Source organism: Turicimonas muris (genome assembly GCF_002221595.1).
In the GTDB taxonomy this organism is placed as follows: domain Bacteria; phylum Pseudomonadota; class Gammaproteobacteria; order Burkholderiales; family Burkholderiaceae_F; genus Turicimonas; species Turicimonas muris.
This window is the reverse complement of record NZ_NHMP01000004.1, coordinates 275272-293409: the sequence shown is the minus strand read 5'-3', so window position 1 is coordinate 293409 and position 18138 is coordinate 275272. Positions and strand designations below refer to the sequence as shown.

At 43.9% G+C, this 18138-nt stretch carries 19 protein-coding genes and 1 tRNA gene; 13 read left to right on the top strand and 7 right to left on the bottom strand.

Going from position 1 to position 18138, the window contains the following annotated elements; all coding sequences use genetic code 11:
- Positions 1–20 precede the first annotated feature (20 nt).
- The 13 genes from hisA to ADH67_RS08355 all read left to right on the top strand — a co-directional run bounded on the left by hisA (position 21) and on the right by ADH67_RS08355 (position 10013).
- Positions 21–776 carry a 1-(5-phosphoribosyl)-5-[(5-phosphoribosylamino)methylideneamino]imidazole-4-carboxamide isomerase gene (hisA, locus tag ADH67_RS08415; RefSeq protein ID WP_066595359.1) on the top strand — a complete coding sequence of 252 codons (756 nt, stop codon included), beginning with the start codon at positions 21–23 and terminating at the stop codon, positions 774–776.
- A complete protein-coding gene (gene hisF / locus ADH67_RS08410; RefSeq protein WP_066595354.1) occupies positions 776–1537 on the top strand; it encodes an imidazole glycerol phosphate synthase subunit HisF in 762 nt (253 codons plus the stop codon). The genes hisA and hisF overlap by 1 nt, the downstream gene beginning before the upstream one ends.
- A gap of 1 nt (position 1538) precedes the next feature.
- Positions 1539–1925 carry a phosphoribosyl-AMP cyclohydrolase gene (gene hisI, locus ADH67_RS08405; RefSeq protein ID WP_066595352.1) on the top strand — a complete coding sequence of 129 codons (387 nt, stop codon included), beginning with the start codon at positions 1539–1541 and terminating at the stop codon, positions 1923–1925.
- 9 nt (positions 1926–1934) lie between these two features.
- Complete coding sequence (locus tag ADH67_RS08400) at positions 1935–2258, top strand: phosphoribosyl-ATP diphosphatase (RefSeq protein WP_066595350.1); 324 nt, start codon at positions 1935–1937, stop codon at positions 2256–2258.
- A 100-nt stretch (positions 2259–2358) separates the two neighbouring features.
- Positions 2359–2703, top strand: a complete 345-nt coding sequence (locus ADH67_RS08395; protein WP_066595347.1) for a histidine triad nucleotide-binding protein — start codon at positions 2359–2361, stop codon at positions 2701–2703.
- Positions 2704–2712: 9 nt separating this feature from the next.
- Positions 2713–2949: a Sec-independent protein translocase subunit TatA gene (gene tatA, locus ADH67_RS08390; RefSeq protein ID WP_066595346.1), complete on the top strand. Its 237-nt coding sequence runs from the start codon at positions 2713–2715 to the stop codon at positions 2947–2949.
- Between the two features lie 17 nt (positions 2950–2966).
- On the top strand, positions 2967–3773 hold the full coding sequence (locus ADH67_RS08385) for a twin-arginine translocase TatA/TatE family subunit (protein WP_066595345.1): 807 nt from the start codon (positions 2967–2969) through the stop codon (positions 3771–3773).
- 4 nt (positions 3774–3777) lie between these two features.
- Positions 3778–4554, top strand: a complete 777-nt coding sequence (gene tatC, locus ADH67_RS08380) for a twin-arginine translocase subunit TatC (RefSeq protein WP_066595344.1) — start codon at positions 3778–3780, stop codon at positions 4552–4554.
- A 2-nt stretch (positions 4555–4556) separates the two neighbouring features.
- Entirely contained in the window at positions 4557–5204 is a 648-nt protein-coding gene (locus ADH67_RS08375) for a protein kinase family protein (RefSeq protein WP_066595342.1), read from the top strand.
- An 80-nt stretch (positions 5205–5284) separates the two neighbouring features.
- A complete protein-coding gene (gene ettA / locus ADH67_RS08370) occupies positions 5285–6946 on the top strand; it encodes an energy-dependent translational throttle protein EttA (RefSeq protein WP_066595340.1) in 1662 nt (553 codons plus the stop codon).
- Positions 6946–8826: a bifunctional tRNA (5-methylaminomethyl-2-thiouridine)(34)-methyltransferase MnmC2/FAD-dependent 5-carboxymethylaminomethyl-2-thiouridine(34) oxidoreductase MnmC1 gene (mnmC, locus tag ADH67_RS08365; protein ID WP_066595338.1), complete on the top strand. Its 1881-nt coding sequence runs from the start codon at positions 6946–6948 to the stop codon at positions 8824–8826. The genes ettA and mnmC overlap by 1 nt, the downstream gene beginning before the upstream one ends.
- Positions 8827–9177, top strand: a complete 351-nt coding sequence (locus tag ADH67_RS08360) for a hypothetical protein (RefSeq protein WP_066595336.1) — start codon at positions 8827–8829, stop codon at positions 9175–9177.
- Between the two features lie 8 nt (positions 9178–9185).
- A complete protein-coding gene (locus ADH67_RS08355) occupies positions 9186–10013 on the top strand; it encodes an undecaprenyl-diphosphate phosphatase (RefSeq protein ID WP_066595334.1) in 828 nt (275 codons plus the stop codon).
- A gap of 78 nt (positions 10014–10091) precedes the next feature.
- Here ADH67_RS08355 and trmB read toward each other — a convergent pair whose 3' ends face one another.
- The 7 genes from trmB to ADH67_RS08320 all read right to left on the bottom strand — a co-directional run bounded on the left by trmB (position 10092) and on the right by ADH67_RS08320 (position 18092).
- Positions 10092–10811, bottom strand: a complete 720-nt coding sequence (trmB, locus tag ADH67_RS08350; RefSeq protein ID WP_066595332.1) for a tRNA (guanosine(46)-N7)-methyltransferase TrmB — start codon at positions 10809–10811, stop codon at positions 10092–10094.
- Between the two features lie 114 nt (positions 10812–10925).
- Positions 10926–10999: transfer RNA gene (locus ADH67_RS08345), tRNA-Gly, on the bottom strand.
- Positions 11000–11046: 47 nt separating this feature from the next.
- Positions 11047–11700 (bottom strand): methionine ABC transporter permease, encoded by a 654-nt coding sequence (locus tag ADH67_RS08340; protein WP_066595330.1) that lies wholly within the window; start codon positions 11698–11700, stop codon positions 11047–11049.
- Positions 11690–12748, bottom strand: coding sequence for a methionine ABC transporter ATP-binding protein (locus tag ADH67_RS08335; protein ID WP_066595328.1), 1059 nt, complete (start codon positions 12746–12748; stop codon positions 11690–11692). The genes ADH67_RS08340 and ADH67_RS08335 overlap by 11 nt, the downstream gene beginning before the upstream one ends.
- Positions 12749–13116: 368 nt before the next feature.
- Positions 13117–15693 carry a DEAD/DEAH box helicase family protein gene (locus tag ADH67_RS08330; RefSeq protein ID WP_066595326.1) on the bottom strand — a complete coding sequence of 859 codons (2577 nt, stop codon included), beginning with the start codon at positions 15691–15693 and terminating at the stop codon, positions 13117–13119.
- A gap of 157 nt (positions 15694–15850) precedes the next feature.
- Positions 15851–17389 (bottom strand): Eco57I restriction-modification methylase domain-containing protein, encoded by a 1539-nt coding sequence (locus ADH67_RS08325; RefSeq protein WP_066595324.1) that lies wholly within the window; start codon positions 17387–17389, stop codon positions 15851–15853.
- Positions 17382–18092, bottom strand: a complete 711-nt coding sequence (locus ADH67_RS08320) for an SAM-dependent DNA methyltransferase (protein ID WP_201415699.1) — start codon at positions 18090–18092, stop codon at positions 17382–17384. Before ADH67_RS08320 ends, ADH67_RS08325 begins: the two co-directional genes overlap by 8 nt.
- Positions 18093–18138: the final 46 nt, after the last annotated feature.

Below are 18138 nucleotides of genomic sequence, written 5' to 3'. Positions count from 1 at the left end.
TTATAAAAAGAAGTACTACCATGCTTTTAATTCCCGCTATTGACATTAAGGACGGCAAGTGTGTCCGTCTGCGCCAAGGTGATTTGACATCCAATATCTCCGTTTTTAACGAAGATCCTGTAGAACAGGCCAGACAATGGGTTGAGATGGGAGCAGAAAGAATTCATATTGTTGATTTGGACGGCGCCAGAACCGGCAAGCCGGTAAACCTTCCAATCATTCGTAAAATTTCCGAAGAGTTCGGTGATGACGTTGAAATCGAAGTCGGCGGCGGCATGAGAACTCTTGAGAGAGTCGAAAAAACTCTGGATGCCGGTGTTGATTTCGTGGTGATCGGTACTGCAGCCGTTAAAGCTCCCGGTTTTCTGCATGATGTGTGCAGCCAATACGGCGGTAGCGTGATTGTCGGCTTGGACGCTAAAGACGGTATCGTCATGACTGATGGCTGGACCAAGTCTTCCGGACGTACCGCAATCGATTTAGCTAAGAAATTCCAAGATTACGGTGTTGACGCCATTCTTTATACTGACATTTCTCGTGACGGCATGCTTACCGGCTGCAATGTTGAAGCCACTGCTGATTTAGCTAGAGCCATCGATATTCCGGTCATTGCTTCCGGAGGTATCCGCGACTTAGACGATATTCGTAAGCTGCTCGATGTCGAATACGACGGAGTCACCATGGCAGTGCTCGGACGTTCTTTGTATGAGCACACCTTGGACTTCAAAGAAGCTTTGGAATTAGTAAAAAATCACAAACAGAACTGGAGTTTCTAATGCTCGCCAAAAGAATTATTCCTTGCTTAGACGTCACTGACGGTAAAGTCGTTAAAGGCGTTAACTTCGTAGAACTCCGGGAAGCCGGTGATCCGGTTGAAGTTGCTCGTCGTTACGATGAACAAGGTGCCGACGAAATTACGTTCTTGGATATCACCGCCACGTCTGATAACAGAGGCTTAATTCTTAAGGTAATTGAAGATGTGGCCGCACAGGTATTTATTCCTCTTACGGTTGGCGGCGGCGTTAGAGAAGTCGGAGATATTCGCCGTCTCTTAAATTCCGGAGCCGATAAGGTTTCTATCAACTCTGCCGGCGTCAAGAATCCGGATCTTATCGGCAATTCTGCGGCTATCTACGGTTCTCAGTGCATCGTTGTTGCTATCGACGCCAAGAGAGCAGGCGACAATAAATGGGAAGTCTATACTCACGGCGGACGTGTCAATACCGGCATTGATGCCGTGGAATGGGCTAAGAAAGTTCAGTCTCTTGGTGCCGGCGAGATTTTGCTTACCAGTATGGACGGCGACGGGACTAAAAAAGGATTTGACCTTGAACTGACGGCAACTGTCAGCAGCGCAGTGGATATTCCGATAATTGCTTCCGGGGGCGTTGGCAATCTTCAGCACTTGGTCGACGGCATCAAGATCGGGCAGGCTGACGCTGTGCTCGCTGCTTCTATCTTCCACTTCGGGGAATATACCATCGGGCAAGCTAAGCAATACATGCGGGATCACGGTATTCCAGTGAGGTTGGACTAAGATGTTTATTGACGAAATTCACTTTGATGCTAAAGGGCTCGTTCCGGTGATAGCGCAAGACGCCAAGGACGGCACGATTTTGATGTTGGCTTGGGCCAATAAGGAAGCACTCGAAGAAACGGTTAAAACCGGCCGTGGAACATACTTTTCCCGTTCCCGTTCAAAATTGTGGAGAAAGGGAGAAGAGAGTGGCAATATTCAAAAAGTCTCCGAAATTCTCCTCGATTGCGATTGCGATGCCGTTATTTATAAGGTTGAGCAAATCGGCGGTATTGCATGTCATACCGGGCATAGAAGCTGTTTCTATAAGACCTTGAAAGGCAATGCTTGGGAAGAGAATTCAGATGTACTTAAGTCTCCGGACGTAATGTACGCAAACCATAAATAAGAGGAAGAAATGGAAAGAATTCCTATAATCAGTGAGATCGCCGATGTTATCGACAGCAGAAAAGACGCGGATCCTCACACTTCTTATGTAGCAAAACTGTTTTCAAAAGGGCCCGATGCTGTATTAAAGAAAGTCGGCGAAGAGGCAACCGAAGTTGTCATGGCCGGAAAGGATAACGACCCTGACCATCTTATCTACGAAGTTGCCGATCTTTGGTTTCATTCGATGGTGGCATTATCACAGGCCGGTTTGAGGCCCGAGCAAGTTCTAATGGAACTGCAGAGAAGAGAGGGGACTTCGGGCTTGGTAGAGAAAGCCTCCCGCAAGGATTAGAAATAAATAAAAACTTCAATAAATGTAAATCTTAGGGTAATTCATATTGAGTACGGAGAGCATTTATTGAAAAATATTAAATGTTAAATTGGAGAAGATTATGCAAAAGGACGATTGCCTGTTCTGTAAGATTGCAAAAGGAGACATTCCTTCTAAGAAAGTCTATGAGGACGAAGAAGTAATTGCTTTCAAAGATATCAATCCTGCAGCCCCAGTCCATTTGTTGATTATTCCAAAACAGCACTACGATTCCCTGGCTGTAATGGGAAAGAACGAAGAGCCGCTTTTAGGTAAAATGCTGGCTTTAGCTCCTGTCCTTGCCAAAGAGGCAGGTGCAAATAATGGTTTCCGTGTGGTCATCAACACCGGTCACGACGGCGGCCAAGAAGTTAATCATATTCATATTCATGTCTTAGGCGGTCCCCGTCCTTGGACTAAACTCTAGGAGTAAATAATGGGTTCATTTTCTATTTGGCATTGGCTTGTCGTACTTGTTATTGTTGTCTTGATTTTCGGTACCAGTAAACTCAAGAACATGGGTAAAGATCTCGGCGGCGCCGTTAAAGGCTTCAAAGAAGGCATGAAAGAAGCTGAGGCCGAAGCTAAAGCTGAAACAAAGCCGGCTCAGGTTGCTGAAAAGAAAGCTGAAGACGTTGTTGACGTTAAAGCAACTGAAAAGAAAGAAGCTTAATTTAGAAGTATTGTCCTATGCTAGATTTCAGCATGGGAGAGATCGGCCTTATCGCTGCGGTAGCTCTTGTGGTGCTAGGGCCTGACAAACTCCCTCAGGTTGCTAAGACTGCGGGTTCTCTGATAGGGAAAGCGCAGCGTTTTGTTACTCAGGTCAAGACTGATATTGACAAAGAAATTCAGTTATCCGAACTGAAGAAGATTCAAGAAGACGCTAAGAAAATGGCTAGCGATCTTCAGGATAACTTGCGCAACACACAAAATCAGATTGAGAAAGAGGTATCCGATCTGAATTCCGCAGTAAATTCCATTGGCAAAAGTATGGAAGACCAAGCCAAGGATACTGCGGCTCAAATCAACGAAGTAAAAAACGAAGCCAAGAATCAATGGCTTTCTGATACGGCCCCTAAGGCTGTAGCCCAATCCGAGGCTTCTATCGAAAATATGGTAGAAACTCCGGCAGCTGGGAAGGAAACAGTTTGGGAAATCACTCCGGATAAAGTCGATACCTCTAATTTAGAGGGAGCATTTGCTTGGAACGACGCGGAATCCGGTCAGACTTCTATTCCGGTTCCTGTTCCTCCGGCATTAACCGAAGAAAATTCCTTAATCGGCACTTCCAGCGGAGTGGACTTTAATTCGATTACGGAATCGGAAAAAATTGCTGTATTGAGTAAAGAAGTTGAAGAGCTGAAGGCGATGATTCAGTCCAGTACTTCGGGATCTAAGAAACAGATCCGTTCTGTTAGACGGGGTCACGTAAACAAATTGGCTGTTGCAGCCAAACTCAATAGAATTCACAAGACTAGAAGTAGATATTCATAATCTCATGAGCGATAAAGACTTAGAGTTAGAAGGGCCGGAAGATGACAAGGAACAGACCCTTGTCGCTCACCTAGTTGAGCTTCGCTCCAGAATCGTTCGCATGGCTGTGGCGATTTTGTTGGTATTCGCCTGCCTTTCCCCGTTTATGAAGCAGATTTTCGACTACCTCAGCCAACCGCTGATGGTCGCTCTGCCTCAAGGTGCAAAGCTGCTGGCAACAGGCGTTATCGCACCGTTTATGGTGCCTTTGAAGGTAACGCTTTTCGTGGCCTTTATTATTGCTCTGCCATACGTACTTTGGCAGATGTGGGGATTTATTGCCCCCGGTTTATATAGAAAAGAGAAGAGACTCGCATTACCAATCATCATCTCGTCTTTGGTTATGTTTTTCCTTGGAATGGCTTATTGCTATTTCATCGTATTTAGGATGGTATTCCAATTCATTGCAGGGTTCTCACCGGATTCCGTTAACTTTGCACCGGATATCGACTCCTATTTCGGCTTCGTCTTGGCCCTCTTTATTGCGTTCGGTGTGACGTTCGAAGTTCCTATCGTTGTGGTAGTTCTCAACAGACTCGGCATTACAACCGTAGAAAAACTAAAAAAAGCACGCCCTTACATGGTCGTAGGCGCCTTCGTGATTGCTGCGATCTTTACTCCCCCTGACGTTCTCTCTCAACTTCTCCTGGCTTTGCCTTTGGTAATTCTCTACCAAGTTGGAATTTGGCTTTGCTCCATTTTCGGAACGGCTAAAAATTTGGATGAAGATGAGGAAGAATAACTTTGGAACTTCGAAAGCCTTTTGATCGAATTTATCTTCTGACTCACCAGTGTGACTATGTTCGTCTCAGAACATCGTCACATTGGCATCCGGAAGTCGGAATTCTCACCTTTGGCAACAAGAAATGGACCGTAAAGGACTATTCTGATTGCAATTGGTTCGTCAGAAATTCTTATGCCAAGATTCTTCTCAATCGCGAACTTAACGCGATTTCAATGCTTAACGGCATAGAGGGCGTCCCTCAGAATCCCTTCTTTGTTGACTCTTGCTGTCTGGCATTTGAATATGTTGAGGGAGCCTCTTTGAGGGACTATCCTGCGGACAAAATTACACCGGAGTTCTTAACTGAGTGTGAGAGAATTCTTCGAGACATCCACAAGAAAGGATTGGTTCATCTTGATACCGGAGCAATGGGAAATTGGATTGTTAAACCGGATAATCGGCCGGCATTGATTGATTTCCAGACAGCGATGAAAACAAAGGGCCTGCCTTCTAGGTTAGTTGGTTTCTTAAAGGCGATGGATCTGCGAGGCGTATATAAAAAGTGGATTGCCTTCCGTCCCAATGAAATGGGTGAGAAGAGGAAAAAAGCCGCGGAACGCTTTGAAAAAATACGTAAAATTTGGTTATTCCATCCAAAGAAGAAATAACAATTCGAACGTTGAACAAATAAAATTCAATTACATTACTCCCGCATATAAATTGCGGGCATTTTTTTAAAGGATATGGTATGGCTCAATTCGTTTATACGATGAACCGAGTTGGAAAAATCGTTCCACCAAAAAGACAAATTCTGAAAGACATTTCTTTGTCTTTCTTCCCTGGTGCAAAAATTGGTGTTTTGGGTTTGAATGGCGCAGGTAAATCTACTCTCCTGAAAATTATGGCAGGCATAGATAAAGAGATTGAAGGCGAAGCCATTCCAATGCCGGGCTTAAACATCGGTTATTTACCGCAGGAGCCAGTTCTTGATCCTGAAAAAACAGTTAAAGAAACCGTCGCTGAAGGTCTGGGTGAAGTTTTTTCCGCCCAGGATAAGCTGAACAAAATCTACGAAGCCTATGCGGATCCGGAAGCTGATTTTGATGCATTGGCAGCTGAGCAAGCTAGATTGGAAGCCATTATTGCAACCAGCGGTACCAATGCCGAGACTCAAATGGAAATTGCTGCTGACGCATTACGTCTGCCTCCATGGGATGCACGTATCGGCAATCTTTCCGGCGGTGAAAAACGCCGTGTGGCAATTTGCCGTCTGCTGCTTTCCAGACCGGATATGCTCCTTCTTGACGAGCCGACTAACCACTTGGATGCGGAAAGCGTTGACTGGCTTGAACAATTCCTCCAGAGATTCCCGGGAACAGTTGTTGCCGTAACTCACGACAGATACTTCTTGGACAATGCGGCTGAATGGATTCTGGAACTGGACCGCGGTCATGGTATTCCTTGGAAAGGAAACTATTCTTCCTGGTTGGATCAAAAAGAACAGCGTCTCTTAATGGAACAGAAGAAAGAAGACGCTCGAATCAAAGCCATGAAGCACGAACTTGAATGGGTCCGTCAGAATGCTAAAGGCAGACAAGCCAAGAGCAAGGCACGTTTGCAGCGCTTCGAAGAGATGAGTTCTTACGAATACCAGAAACGTAACGAAACCAACGAAATCTTTATTCCTGTCGCAGACCGTCTCGGCGATAAGGTCATTGAGTTCAAGAATGTTTCCAAGGCATTCGGCGATAAGCTTTTGTTCGATAATCTGAGCTTTACGATTCCGCCCGGAGCAATTGTCGGTGTTATCGGCCCGAACGGTGCAGGTAAGTCCACATTATTCAAGTTGATTACCGGAGACCAGAAGCCTGATTCGGGTGAGATTGATATTGGTTCTACAGTTAAGATTAGCTCCGTCACTCAGACAAGAGAGTCTCTCCCGAACGATAAGACTGTTTGGGAAGCAGTCTCTAACGGTCTGGATATTCTCAAGGTAGGTAAGTTCGAAATGCCGAGCCGTGCGTATATCGGCAGATTCAACTTCAAGGGCGGAGATCAGCAGAAGATCGTTGGTAATTTGTCCGGTGGTGAACGCGGACGTCTTCATATGGCCAAGACCCTCTTGAACGGCGGCAATGTTCTTCTTCTTGACGAACCTTCCAATGACTTGGACGTTGAAACTCTCCGTGCTTTGGAAGAAGCTCTGTTGGAGTTTGCGGGCTGCGCCATGGTTATTTCCCATGATCGTTGGTTCTTGGACAGAATCGCCACGCACATCCTCTCTTTTGAAGGTGATTCCAAGGTCGAATTCTTTGCAGGCAACTACACCGAGTATGAAGCAGATAAGAAGCGCCGTCTTGGTGAGGGTGCCACACCGCATCGCCTTAGATTCAAGCCTCTCAAAGACTAATGTCAGAGAAGGAGGAAATTCGTCCTGCTCAAATCACTGATCAGGACGGGCACCCTTACAGTGCGGAGTTCGGAGATATTTATGCCTCTCGTCAAGGAGCAGTTGGCCAAGCTCTGCATGTTTTTATTAAGGGAAACAATCTGCCTCAGGCCTGGCAGAACCGTCCGGAGTTTGTCATTCTGGAAAATGGTTTCGGGCTCGGGACGAATTTTCTTACTACTTTAAAAACATGGAGAGAAGATCTAAATCGCTCGGAATCTCTTCATTTCGTTTCTATTGAAAAGTTTCCCGTATCCAAAGAAGATTTGCTCCGCTTTGCCGATCCAGATGTCGCAAGCGAAACCGTCGAGTTGGTTCAACAGTGGCCTGACTGTGTTCCTGGCGTTCACCGTCTTTATTTCGATGACGGTCGCGTCGTTTTGTCTTTATATTTTATGGATGTTGCTTTTGCGTCTAAGAAGCTGGCTTTGAGATACGATGCTCTTTATCTTGACGGTTTCTCTCCTGCAAAAAATGATGCAATGTGGAAACGCAGTGTACTTACTTCTTTATCGAAGTTCGCCAAACCTGAGGCTACATTGGCTACTTGGTGCGTATCGTCGCACGTCCGCGAAGATTTGCACAACGCCGGGTTTGAAGTTCAAAAGGTTCAAGGGTTTGGCAAAAAATCTCAGATGACGGTAGGCATTTATCGTCCGAAGTTTTCTCACAGACGTTCTCAAGAGGTTCCTTACAGTGAAAAATATCCTGATCGTTCCCTTCTAATTATTGGAGCCGGAATGGCTGGGGCGGCCTGTGCTTGTGAATTTGCACGAAGAGGATGGAAAGTAACGGTTATAGACGAAGGAAGGGTAGCCGCGTCTGCTGCGTCGGCAATTCGTTACGCTATCGCACATTTCCAGCCGGCAGGCGACGAAAATCTTCTTTTTAGACTTTCTCGAGCTGGTTTTGACGTGCTCAAAGAGATCAGCCGTGATTTTCCTGAATATTTCCACCTTAATGGATTGCCGCAGATCGCCAGAGACGAGACGGAGTACAAAAAGTGGGAGAGATGGTTTCAAAATAACAAGCCTTTCCAGTTTCCGCATAATTTTTTGAGATTGTTAAGCCGGGAAGAAGTCTCAGATCTAATCGGCTACGGAACTTCGTACGGAGCCTTACTGCACCCAGCAGCCGGATTAGTGGAAGCCGGTCGTTTTGTAAGAGAAAGACTTTTTTCCTCCGGAGCATTGTGTCTCTTTAATACCCGAGTGTCCAGTTTAAGAAGAGAAGAAGGAAAGTGGGTCGCTTATGGGAATGCGGGAGAGGAACTGGCAAGAGCCGCCGTTTGCATTTTGTGTCCCGGAAGTTCTCTTCTGAAAATAGCATCGGACAATGTTCCGGTTACTAATTGGCATGGAAGATTAAGCCTTTTAAGCGGAGAAGAATTTCCCAAATTGAAAGGAGCTATGACCGGCCCCGGTTATGTCATCAATGATGGAGACAATTGGGTTGGCGTAGGAGCAACTTATGAGCGAGAAGGCGCATCCATGGAGGAAAGAGAGGCTCATAGGCAAAATGCAGAGAAGCTTCATAAGATGTTCCCCAATGCAGTGTTCGGCACTGCGATAGGGTTTTACGAAGGTATTCGTTCGGCTCCCTCTGATCGGCTTCCTTTGATTGGAAGTGTTCCTCCCGGATTTTTAATAGAAGGCTTTGTATCAGAGAAAGATTCTGTCAATGACACTTTATTTCTAAATACGGGTATGGGATCTCGTGGCCTTATTTTCAGCGATTTGGGAGCACGTATAATTGCGGCCCAAGTAACAGGTGAACCATATCCGATTGAAAAAGATCTGCTGGATGCGGTAAATCCTGCAAGATTTTTGAGTAGGACTTAGATGCTTATTTTTTCCAGAAACCGCGGACCTTGGGTTGTCACGGCATTTGTTGTTGTGGTTGCAACTGGATCGTTTATTAAATTTCAGGCTGACGCAGAAAAAGAGGCAGCCGCCATTGAAAAAGATAAACAAAGTTTCGTGGCCTTTAATCAAAGCGTTCAAAAAGAACTTGGCAAAGCACACAAACTTATTAATTCTGAATTGCTTTTTGAGTTCTACCGATGCGGTATTCTTTCTAATCGCGAAAAATCTTATTGCAACGCTAAGACAGATGAGGTGTTCAAACAGCTCAATTCTGAACAGCAGAAAGCTTTAGTACCAGTATTTAAAAAATTCTTTATGCCGGAATAAAAACAGACATGGATTGGATTCTTTATTTAAAAGCCGTAATTTTAGGAATTGTCGAAGGACTGACGGAGTTTTTACCGGTTTCTTCTACCGGCCATTTAATTGTTTTCGGAAGCTTGTTGGACTACACGGGTCAAGAAGCCGACACGTTTTACATCGCAATTCAGGCTGGTGCGATTGTCGCTGTCTGCTGGTATTACCGCGAGCGTATTGTCAGAATTTGCAAAGGACTCTTTACTGAACCGGCTCAGCAGAAACTTGCTTGGAATACGATTATTGCCTTTCTTCCGGCTGCAGTTATTGGCGTGATGGTTGCCAAGTACATTAAAGAGTGGTTGTTTAATCCGGTATCTGTGGCGACGGCTTTGGTTATCGGCGGTATCATCATTCTCATCGTCGAGAGATATCAAGACAAGAAGAGCTATATCCCGAGAGTCGCTACTATGGACGATATGTCCTGGAAAGATGCGCTGAAGGTCGGCTTCCTTCAATGTCTCGCGATGATTCCTGGAACCAGCCGTTCTGGAGCAACTATCATCGGTGGTCTTGTCATCGGTTTATCAAGAACCGCTGCTACTGAGTTCTCTTTCTTCCTGGCTATTCCAACCATTTTTGGCGCGACGGTTTATGAGCTTTGGCAGTCTAGGGACATCTTGTCGGCGGATAGTCTTCCGGTTATCAGTATCGGTTTTGTAGTTTCTTTCTTCTCTGCTTTGATCGTTGTACGTTGGCTCTTACATTATGTTGCCAGACACGATTTCTCAGCTTTCGGCTGGTATCGAATTTTCTTCGGCGGTGTTATCTTAGTCACCTGGATGACGGGTCTTGTGAAGTGGTAAGCAACGCTTTTAGCTAATTAGGATTCAAAAAATCGGGCTCCCATTGGGAGCCTTATTTACGTTCAAAAGTCTTAACGGTTACTTTTTTAAGAAAACCAAATCCCAACAGCCATGTCCAAGCCGGTTTCCTCGTTCATTGAATTTAGTGACCGGACGCTTGGTGATTGGATTTTCTGCAACCAGAGAGAATCCTTCATACTTATTCTTCAGCAATGGTGCTGCAGAAAGCACTTCCATCATTTGTTCGGCATAGTTTTCCCAGTCCGTTGCACAGTGCAAGTAAGCACCGGTTTTAAGTTTCGGGGAGAGAAGATCAACAAAGAAAGGAGAGATTAAGCGTCTTTTGTGGTGCCTTGCTTTTCTCCACGGGTCGGGAAAGTAAATGTGCACTCCGTCTAAAGAACCGTCAGCAACCATATCTCTGACGACTTCAACGGCATCATGTTTGAAAATGCGAACGTTTTTTAACTGCTTTTCTTCTAAGAGAAGGGATAGTGCTCCAACGCCGGAGGGGAAGATTTCGCAGCCGATGAAATTAATCTCAGGATGAGCCTCTGCAATTGCAGCGGTGGTTTCTCCCATTCCGCAGCCGATTTCAAGAACAACAGGATTATCGTTGCCGAAGATTTCTTTGGCGTTAACTTTATTCTCTTTGTCGTATGTGAGTTCGTATTTTGGGAAAAGCTCGCTCAAAGCTCTTTCTTGAGCATGGCTGATTCTGCCTTTACGAGTACTAAAACTGCGTATATGGCTATGTTTGAGTTCTTCAAGTTTTTCCGGAGTCAGTTCTTGTGACATTTTTCACTGCAAGTTAATAATTTGCAGAAATTCTAAATTATTTAACGGTATTGAACCTAAAGGATTTTGTATCCTTGTTCGAAAGGAACTCAGGTGGTGGAAGGAGAGGAGAAGTGGAGCGGGTGAAGGGAATCGAACCCTCGTCGTAAGCTTGGGAAGCTTCTGCTCTACCATTGAGCTACACCCGCAGGAGAAGGAATTCTACATCAAATTAGAACTCTTCTTCCATATTTTTTTATTTGTGAGAAACCCGGCGAACCGCCCAGTCCCCAAAGCTTTGAAGACTTTGAACGAAAATGATAAGGATAACCACAACGGCTGCCATGACATCAGGCATGAAGCGCTGATAACCGTAGCGGATGCCCATATCACCGAGACCGCCACCGCCGACGGCACCTGCCATGGCAGAACTGCCGACAAGGGCTACGAAAGCAATGGTTAAGCCGGCAAGAATGCCTGGCATAGCTTCCGGAAGCAAAACTTTCATGATGATCTGCTGGTTTGAGGCGCCCATGGATTGAGCAGCCTCGATGAGACCTTTGTCCACTTCGCGAAGGCTGGTTTCAACTAAACGGGCAATCAAAGGAGCAGCCGCAATAGTTAAGGGAACGATAGCGGCAACGGTACCGATGGAAGAGCCCACAATCAAACGGGTAAATGGAATGATGGCAACCAAAAGAATGATGAACGGGGTGGAACGAACGGCGTTCACAAGAGTGCCGATAATTCTGTTGGCTAGAGGTTTCGGCATGATTCCTTTAGGAGAGGTGATGAAAAGAAATACACCTAAAGGAATGCCGATGGCGGCTCCGAGACCTCCGGAAATACCGACCATCAATATGGTCTCAAGAAAGGAGTCCCACAGCAGTTGAATAATATTAGATGACATCGCTTAACTCCTCGACTTTGACGTTATTGGCTTTAATGAATTCAACGGCGGCTTGGTAATCGTCTTTTTCTCCCATCATTACCAGGGTAAGCGTGCCGTAGCTTTCGCCTTGGACTTCGTCGACTTGGCCGAGAAGAATGTTGAAGTCAAGATCGTATTTGTGGCAAGCAGCGGAAAGAACCGGTTCCGTCGTATTGGATCCGACAAAGGTTAAGCGCAGCAAGTGCATTGGTCTTCCTTTAGAGTCTGTGCCGCGCATGAGCTTCTGAATCTTTTCTTTCATAGAAGCAGGGATGGTTCGTGCAGCTAAGGCGGTTCCGAGCATAGCCTGCGTAACTTCATGCTTAGGATCGCGGAAAACGTCCAGAACGCTTCCTTCTTCGATTACTTGTCCTTTATTCATCACTACGACTCGATGGCAAATTTGCTTAACGACATCCATTTCATGAGTAATCATGACGATAGTAAGGCCCAGTTCTTGATTAATCTTTTTGAGAAGCTGCAAAGTAGCCTGGGTGGTTTCCGGGTCGAGCGCGGAGGTCGCTTCGTCGCTAAGAAGAATCTTCGGATCAGAGGAAAGGGCACGGGCAATACCAACTCTTTGTTTCTGACCGCCGGAGAGCTGCGAAGGATATTTGTTCGCATGCTCGGTTAAACCGACAAGCTCCAGCAAAGGTTCAACTTTCTTCCGGATATCTGCTTTACTGACGCCGGCAAGTTCCAGAGGCAGCGCAACGTTATCGAAAACCGTACGGGAAGAGAGAAGGTTGAAGTGTTGGAAAATCATTCCAATCTGTCTTCTTTCTTTGCGCAGTTCTTCATCAGACATTTTTGTCAGATCTTTTCCATCAACAATGACTGTTCCGGAAGTAGGTCTGTTAAGAAGGTTGATGCATCTGACTAAAGTGCTTTTTCCAGCACCGCTTCGGCCGATAATCCCGAAGATTTCTCCGGGCTTGATGCTGACATTGACATCTTTGCAGGCGAAAAATTTATCCTTTCCGTCAGCAGTGTCATATTCTTGTGTTATGTGCTGTAGTTCAATCATTGTCAAAATTCCAAATTCAGAGGCAAGCCTCGAGGTCCCGGTAAGGACAAATAGTTTCGTAAGCGGACAATAGTTGCCTATCGGTTTGATTACCTGTTGAAAAAATTTGAAGACTCTAAGATTAGCCTCGAAATCTTAATTAAAACAAAAAGAAAGGTACTTTTTTCATCGAATTTAGTGAATTCACGGATCTTATCTATTTAAGGTTGCGTTTTCGTCTGTTGCTTCTTTAACAGAGAGACGAGAAACAAAGGACAGAAAGAAAAAAGATGCCTCTCAATAACTTTAACTATGTTTGATTTTCCCCTCTTTCTCAATTAGCGAGACAGCTCACGATGGGGGGAGTTTTTTCAATAATTTTTAGTGGATTACGGATGATTTTGAATTTCAGAAGAGAAAGCTTGGTTATAAAAAAATTGAGTAAATTCCTCTTTCTTAAGAACCGTATCCCAACCTCCAACCGCTTGCGTTTCATGTCGATTTAACCCTGTATAGGATAAGCTGCTGTCTTCGTATCGTTTAAACTTGAAGATAGCATCATTCATCAGGCTGGAATTAAATAAACCAAGGGAGCAAAGAGCTTCAAAGTCTGGTACCTCTAGCCCGGTGACTTTTTTGAATAATTCGGGTTCCAGTTTGGTAATTACATCCCTGAGAGTACGTTCCCGATAGTCCGTGAGGTACATGAAGATAGGAATCCTAGTCGCAAACTTAATTAGCTTTTCTTGTATTTTTTTTCGTAGAGTTTTGTATTCCTTCTCTTCCTTAGAAAGTTCTTTCATCTTATTCGGCGATTTTTTAGTGTTGTTCTTTTTCGCAGCCTTTACTTTTTCTGATTTGTTAATGATGGTTTGAATGTCTTTATTTAAGCTTCGGAAACCTTCAATTTTCATAAGAGCCTTGAGGATATTCTTGTTTTTTAATAGTCTAGTTAAAGTCTCATTGTCAACATTAACGAGCAAGGCGGATTCCCAGCGACGAGCAAGGAGTGTGGCAGAGGTGCCTGCTAAAGTGATATCAAGAATATCTTGAGCGGAGATCTGTTTCATTGTTGAACCGTCATAGGCTAGAACAGGAAGAAAATGAATGAAGTCTGCGACTTTTCTTTCGGGATTCTCTTCACTTACGTTAAGCCGACATGAGTAATCTGCTATCTGCCGTAGAGCACGGTCCAAGGCGAAATCAAAGACATAACATTCTTCCTTTAGAATTTGTTGATGTCCTGAGGAATCCACGACAGTCCATGGAGACTGAACTCTGAAAGCCGTCTGAAAATAGGTTTCCGGACTTTTGAGATTACGTAGCATAAAAACCCCAGTCCAAGGTTTTACAGTTACGCCGGTGGTTAACTTGCCACAAGATAGAGTTATTGTTTTGGTTTTTAAGGGATCTCCCATGGCAGTTAGGACTGGGGTAAGTGCTGCAACACCTATACCCGCTCCGGAACCAGCACATACAATGATGTTGTAGTCCTTGAAAAAACTATCCTGAGTTAAAAGATGATGCATTGCCCAGCAGGACGCAACATTTGGTAAGAACCACAAAGTATGTGTCAAGATGTCTAGCAGCCGAGCGTCAGAAAACGGCATTGGAGGCCTTTTGTCTTGGCCGAGCTTGAGATTGTCAATATTTGATGGGAGATAGCTTCCCCGGATGAGTTGGAGCCACTTCTTAACCTCGGACTCATATATAAAGCGAGCATTTTGCGCTTTTTCTCCTTTCCGCATTTTTTTTACGGAGAAGAAAACGTTCAGGTCAAATTCGTTAAATTCTCCTCCTTTTGCTATTTGCTGAATACTATCGGGAACCTGATATGTCAACATAACCATTCTTGGCAATGTCAAATATGGGTTGCCTGATCCTATCCATTTGCTTTTTGCATTTTGTTCATCGGAATAAGACCAGTTATAAATTTGATCCTCTATGAATTCACCTGAGTTAATGGCTCTGAAGGGAGTTCCTGAGAGGAATAAATAAAAATTTGATGTGATGGGTAGAAAAGTTTCGTTATAGGCATTATCAGCCTCATCTTTCTTATATTTTTCTTGGTCGAAGTCAATGTCCGCCTCTTCATCAGGATCTTCAAATAGTTTTTTTGCATTTTCTTTCCATGCTCCAAAATGATATTCGTCGAATATCACTAAGTCCCAATTTGTTGTGTGAATAAATTCGTTTTTTGCCTTAACACCTCCATTCTCATTTGTGCCAAGCAAGTCTTGAAAAGATCCAAAGACAACGATTGGTTTGCTTTTATCGGCTTGGAGAAAAGCTTCGTCCATACAAATTCCTCTATCTTTGGCATCCTTGTTGGAAATAAAGCTCCATCCTTCAAAGTCAACATGGGTTTTCAGGTCTTCTGCCCATGCTGATTCAACTGCGGGCTTGAAAGTGAGAACTAGGACCCGAGAAAATCTCATTTTCTTGGCTAATTGATATGCGGCAAATGTTTTTCCAAATCGCATTTTGGCATTCCAAAGAAACTTAGGAGCTCTATTAGGGTCCTCTTTTTGTGCTCGTCGAAAATATTCTTCTGTTTTTTGGACAGCTCTAGTCTGTTCGGGACGCATCTTGAAACATTGAAACCGATTCTTTATGTAGTTTCTGCCTTCTCGTACAGCAATTATTGCTGCCTTAAGAGAATCGATATCGCATTTGAACCACTCGTTTTTATCTTTACCCGCATTTAACTGCGAGAATCCGTTTTTCTTCAAAACAGAGTGAACTTCATGGTCAGTGAAACAAGAACCATCCGCTCGCATAGCTGAGGTCTGAAACACAATTCTGTAAGAAACGGCGGAGGTATGTAGTTGTTCTTTTATCCGCACTTCAGGCTCTCTTTCTGTGTAGCCGATTTTCAGATACCCTTGGTGAGAGGGTACATTGACAAACTCATAAGCATAAATAGTGGGATTTAATTTGGGTGGGGGAGCAAAAAATTGACTCATTTTTCTTCCTGGAATTTTTTATGTATGTATTAAAAGCGTTTAGCCGTACTCTTCTATCTATGCTTGGCCCAAAAATTTTCTTTTCGGGCTATGGGAGAGACATCTCACTGATCTCTTCGAAAGTATTGCCTTTGTAAGTTAAATCAACCTTGTTGATTTATGACATCGGCTTTATTTGTGCCTCGATAAAAGCCACTTCTCCTTCAGTAAAGCCATACATCTTGAATAGTTCTTCATCCGTCCAAGACTTTGAAAAATCTTGCATTGGAATGAAACGATATGTTTTGGAAGTCGCATCCTGGCTTGCTTTAGCTAAGCTGTGAAGGAAACGGACAAATTTAGTCTGAAGATAGGAGATAAGATTAGTCGCCGTTTCTTGAGTGAGGTTCATTTCTGCCCCGATCACAAGATAAGACTCTGTACAAACTTCGTCTTTACCTATGAAAACATTTAAATTGTCATCATTTAATTCAGTGCCAATATTATTTGCTCTTGGCGCAAAGATCTTCCACTTTCCAATCCAGTCTTGATGGGATGGAATCTCATCAAATTCAATATAGGACAATTCTTTGCCTTTTCCATAACATGGAACGGCACGCTTTAAGTTGTCTGGTTTATTTTGGAGTTTAGATGTTTTAATAAATTCTGCATCGATGCCGAAAGGTTTTCGAGGAGAGATATGCTCAGACAACATATCATTCTGACCGGAGCTCATGACTTTTTCTAATATAGGTATCGATTGTTGATACCTCAAGAATATGTCCAAGTCACGATACTTCAAACTTCTTTGAGTGGCTTGCGTGTTTTTATTGGTGTGGGTAACAACCTGGACTAACTCTTGTTGATTGTTATATTCTTTATCCCACAAAAAGTAGCATACCCCCCCCCGGATATTTACACCAGGAAAGCAATCGGATGTATTAGGAAAGTCATGAAGCTCTCTTATGTGTTCATCATCTAACATCTTATTTCGGAACTCGTCAAGACCTTTACCACCCGCATACCAACGGGCAGGAATAATCATTGCCAAATACCGTGGATTTAGTCTTTCGGCCTGTTCAACAAAGAGATGATAAATAGGTTTTGCACTTGCCTGAGCTCCACCATCAGAAAGCTGGTATGGAGGATTGGAAATGATTACATCAAATTTGATTTTAAATATCTCCTCTGGTTTAGGTGAATGTATTAGTTGATAAGCGTGAGTCTCTAACCCATCCTCTCGCTCATATTTAGACTTAGTGGCTCCGCAGTAAATGCATTTTTGGTTCTTCCATTTATGCCTCATCCTTTTGTAGCAAATATTCCCTTGTGGGGTACTGAATTTGAATACTGAGTACTCATTGTTAGCGTATTTTGAACAATAAAGGCTTCTTCTTGCAAGTAGGCCGGTTAGTTCTGTAATAGCGATGCCGTACAGCTGATTTTTGAAAATATGAGCAATTCTTTCTTCTAAATCTGGGATCTGAGGCTCCAGTCCTTTTAACAGCCTTTTTGCAATTTCTCGAAGAAAAATTCCGCTTTTACAGGCGGGGTCTAAGAATTTGGTATCTGGATTAGCAAATAAATCTTGAGGGAGGAGATCCAATAATCTATTTGCGACATCCGGAGGAGTGAAAACCTCGTCATTTGATAGGTTTGCCAGACAGCTGAGAACATCTGGGTTGTATTTGACTCCTACAGGGGCAGTATCAGTCATTAGTTATCCTCCTATAGTGAATAGGAGAATACTCTCTTATTGGCTTAGGGATTATTTCGCGAGTTACTGGGTCTAACATCCAATTATTGGCATTCATTGCATCATCGCTGAATAATTCAATTTGTCCATCATAGAGCGCACTATCAGTATTCTCTTGTAATAGAACATCAAGCCGAAAATCTCTACGCTTGATACGTGCGTCATTCAAAGGGAATGTCCATTCTGGAAAAGTTATATACGCTTGGGTATCTTTTTGAGTGTCATCAACAAGCTTCATACTTAGGGCATTACCGCATACTATATTTTTCTCTAGAATGTATTTTACGGCTGCTCGAGTTGCGTCATTGCTTTCATCCTTGCAAACACCCTTGTACCAGGTATTCCAAAGTTGATACAAGCGTTCTCTACAGGCGGAAACATTGTCGGAAAGAATATCTATTCCGTAGATACTAGAAATAGCAAGAATCGAATTACGTTCGAGTTCATAAGAACTTTGCTTATATTTGGTTCTGACAACGGTTAGCTTTCTAGCAAGAACCTCAGCGAGAAAATTGCCTTCTCCGCAGGCAGGTTCCAAGAATCTAGAGTCGATCCTTAGACACTCGCTAGCTACCATATCGCACATAGCTTTGACTTCTCGTTCAGCTGTAAATACTTCGCCGTGATCAATGACTCGTTGTTTTGTTTTTACCTGTTTCGCCACCTGGATCTCCCACACACATAATCCAAAAAGTGATATAAGTCGCATC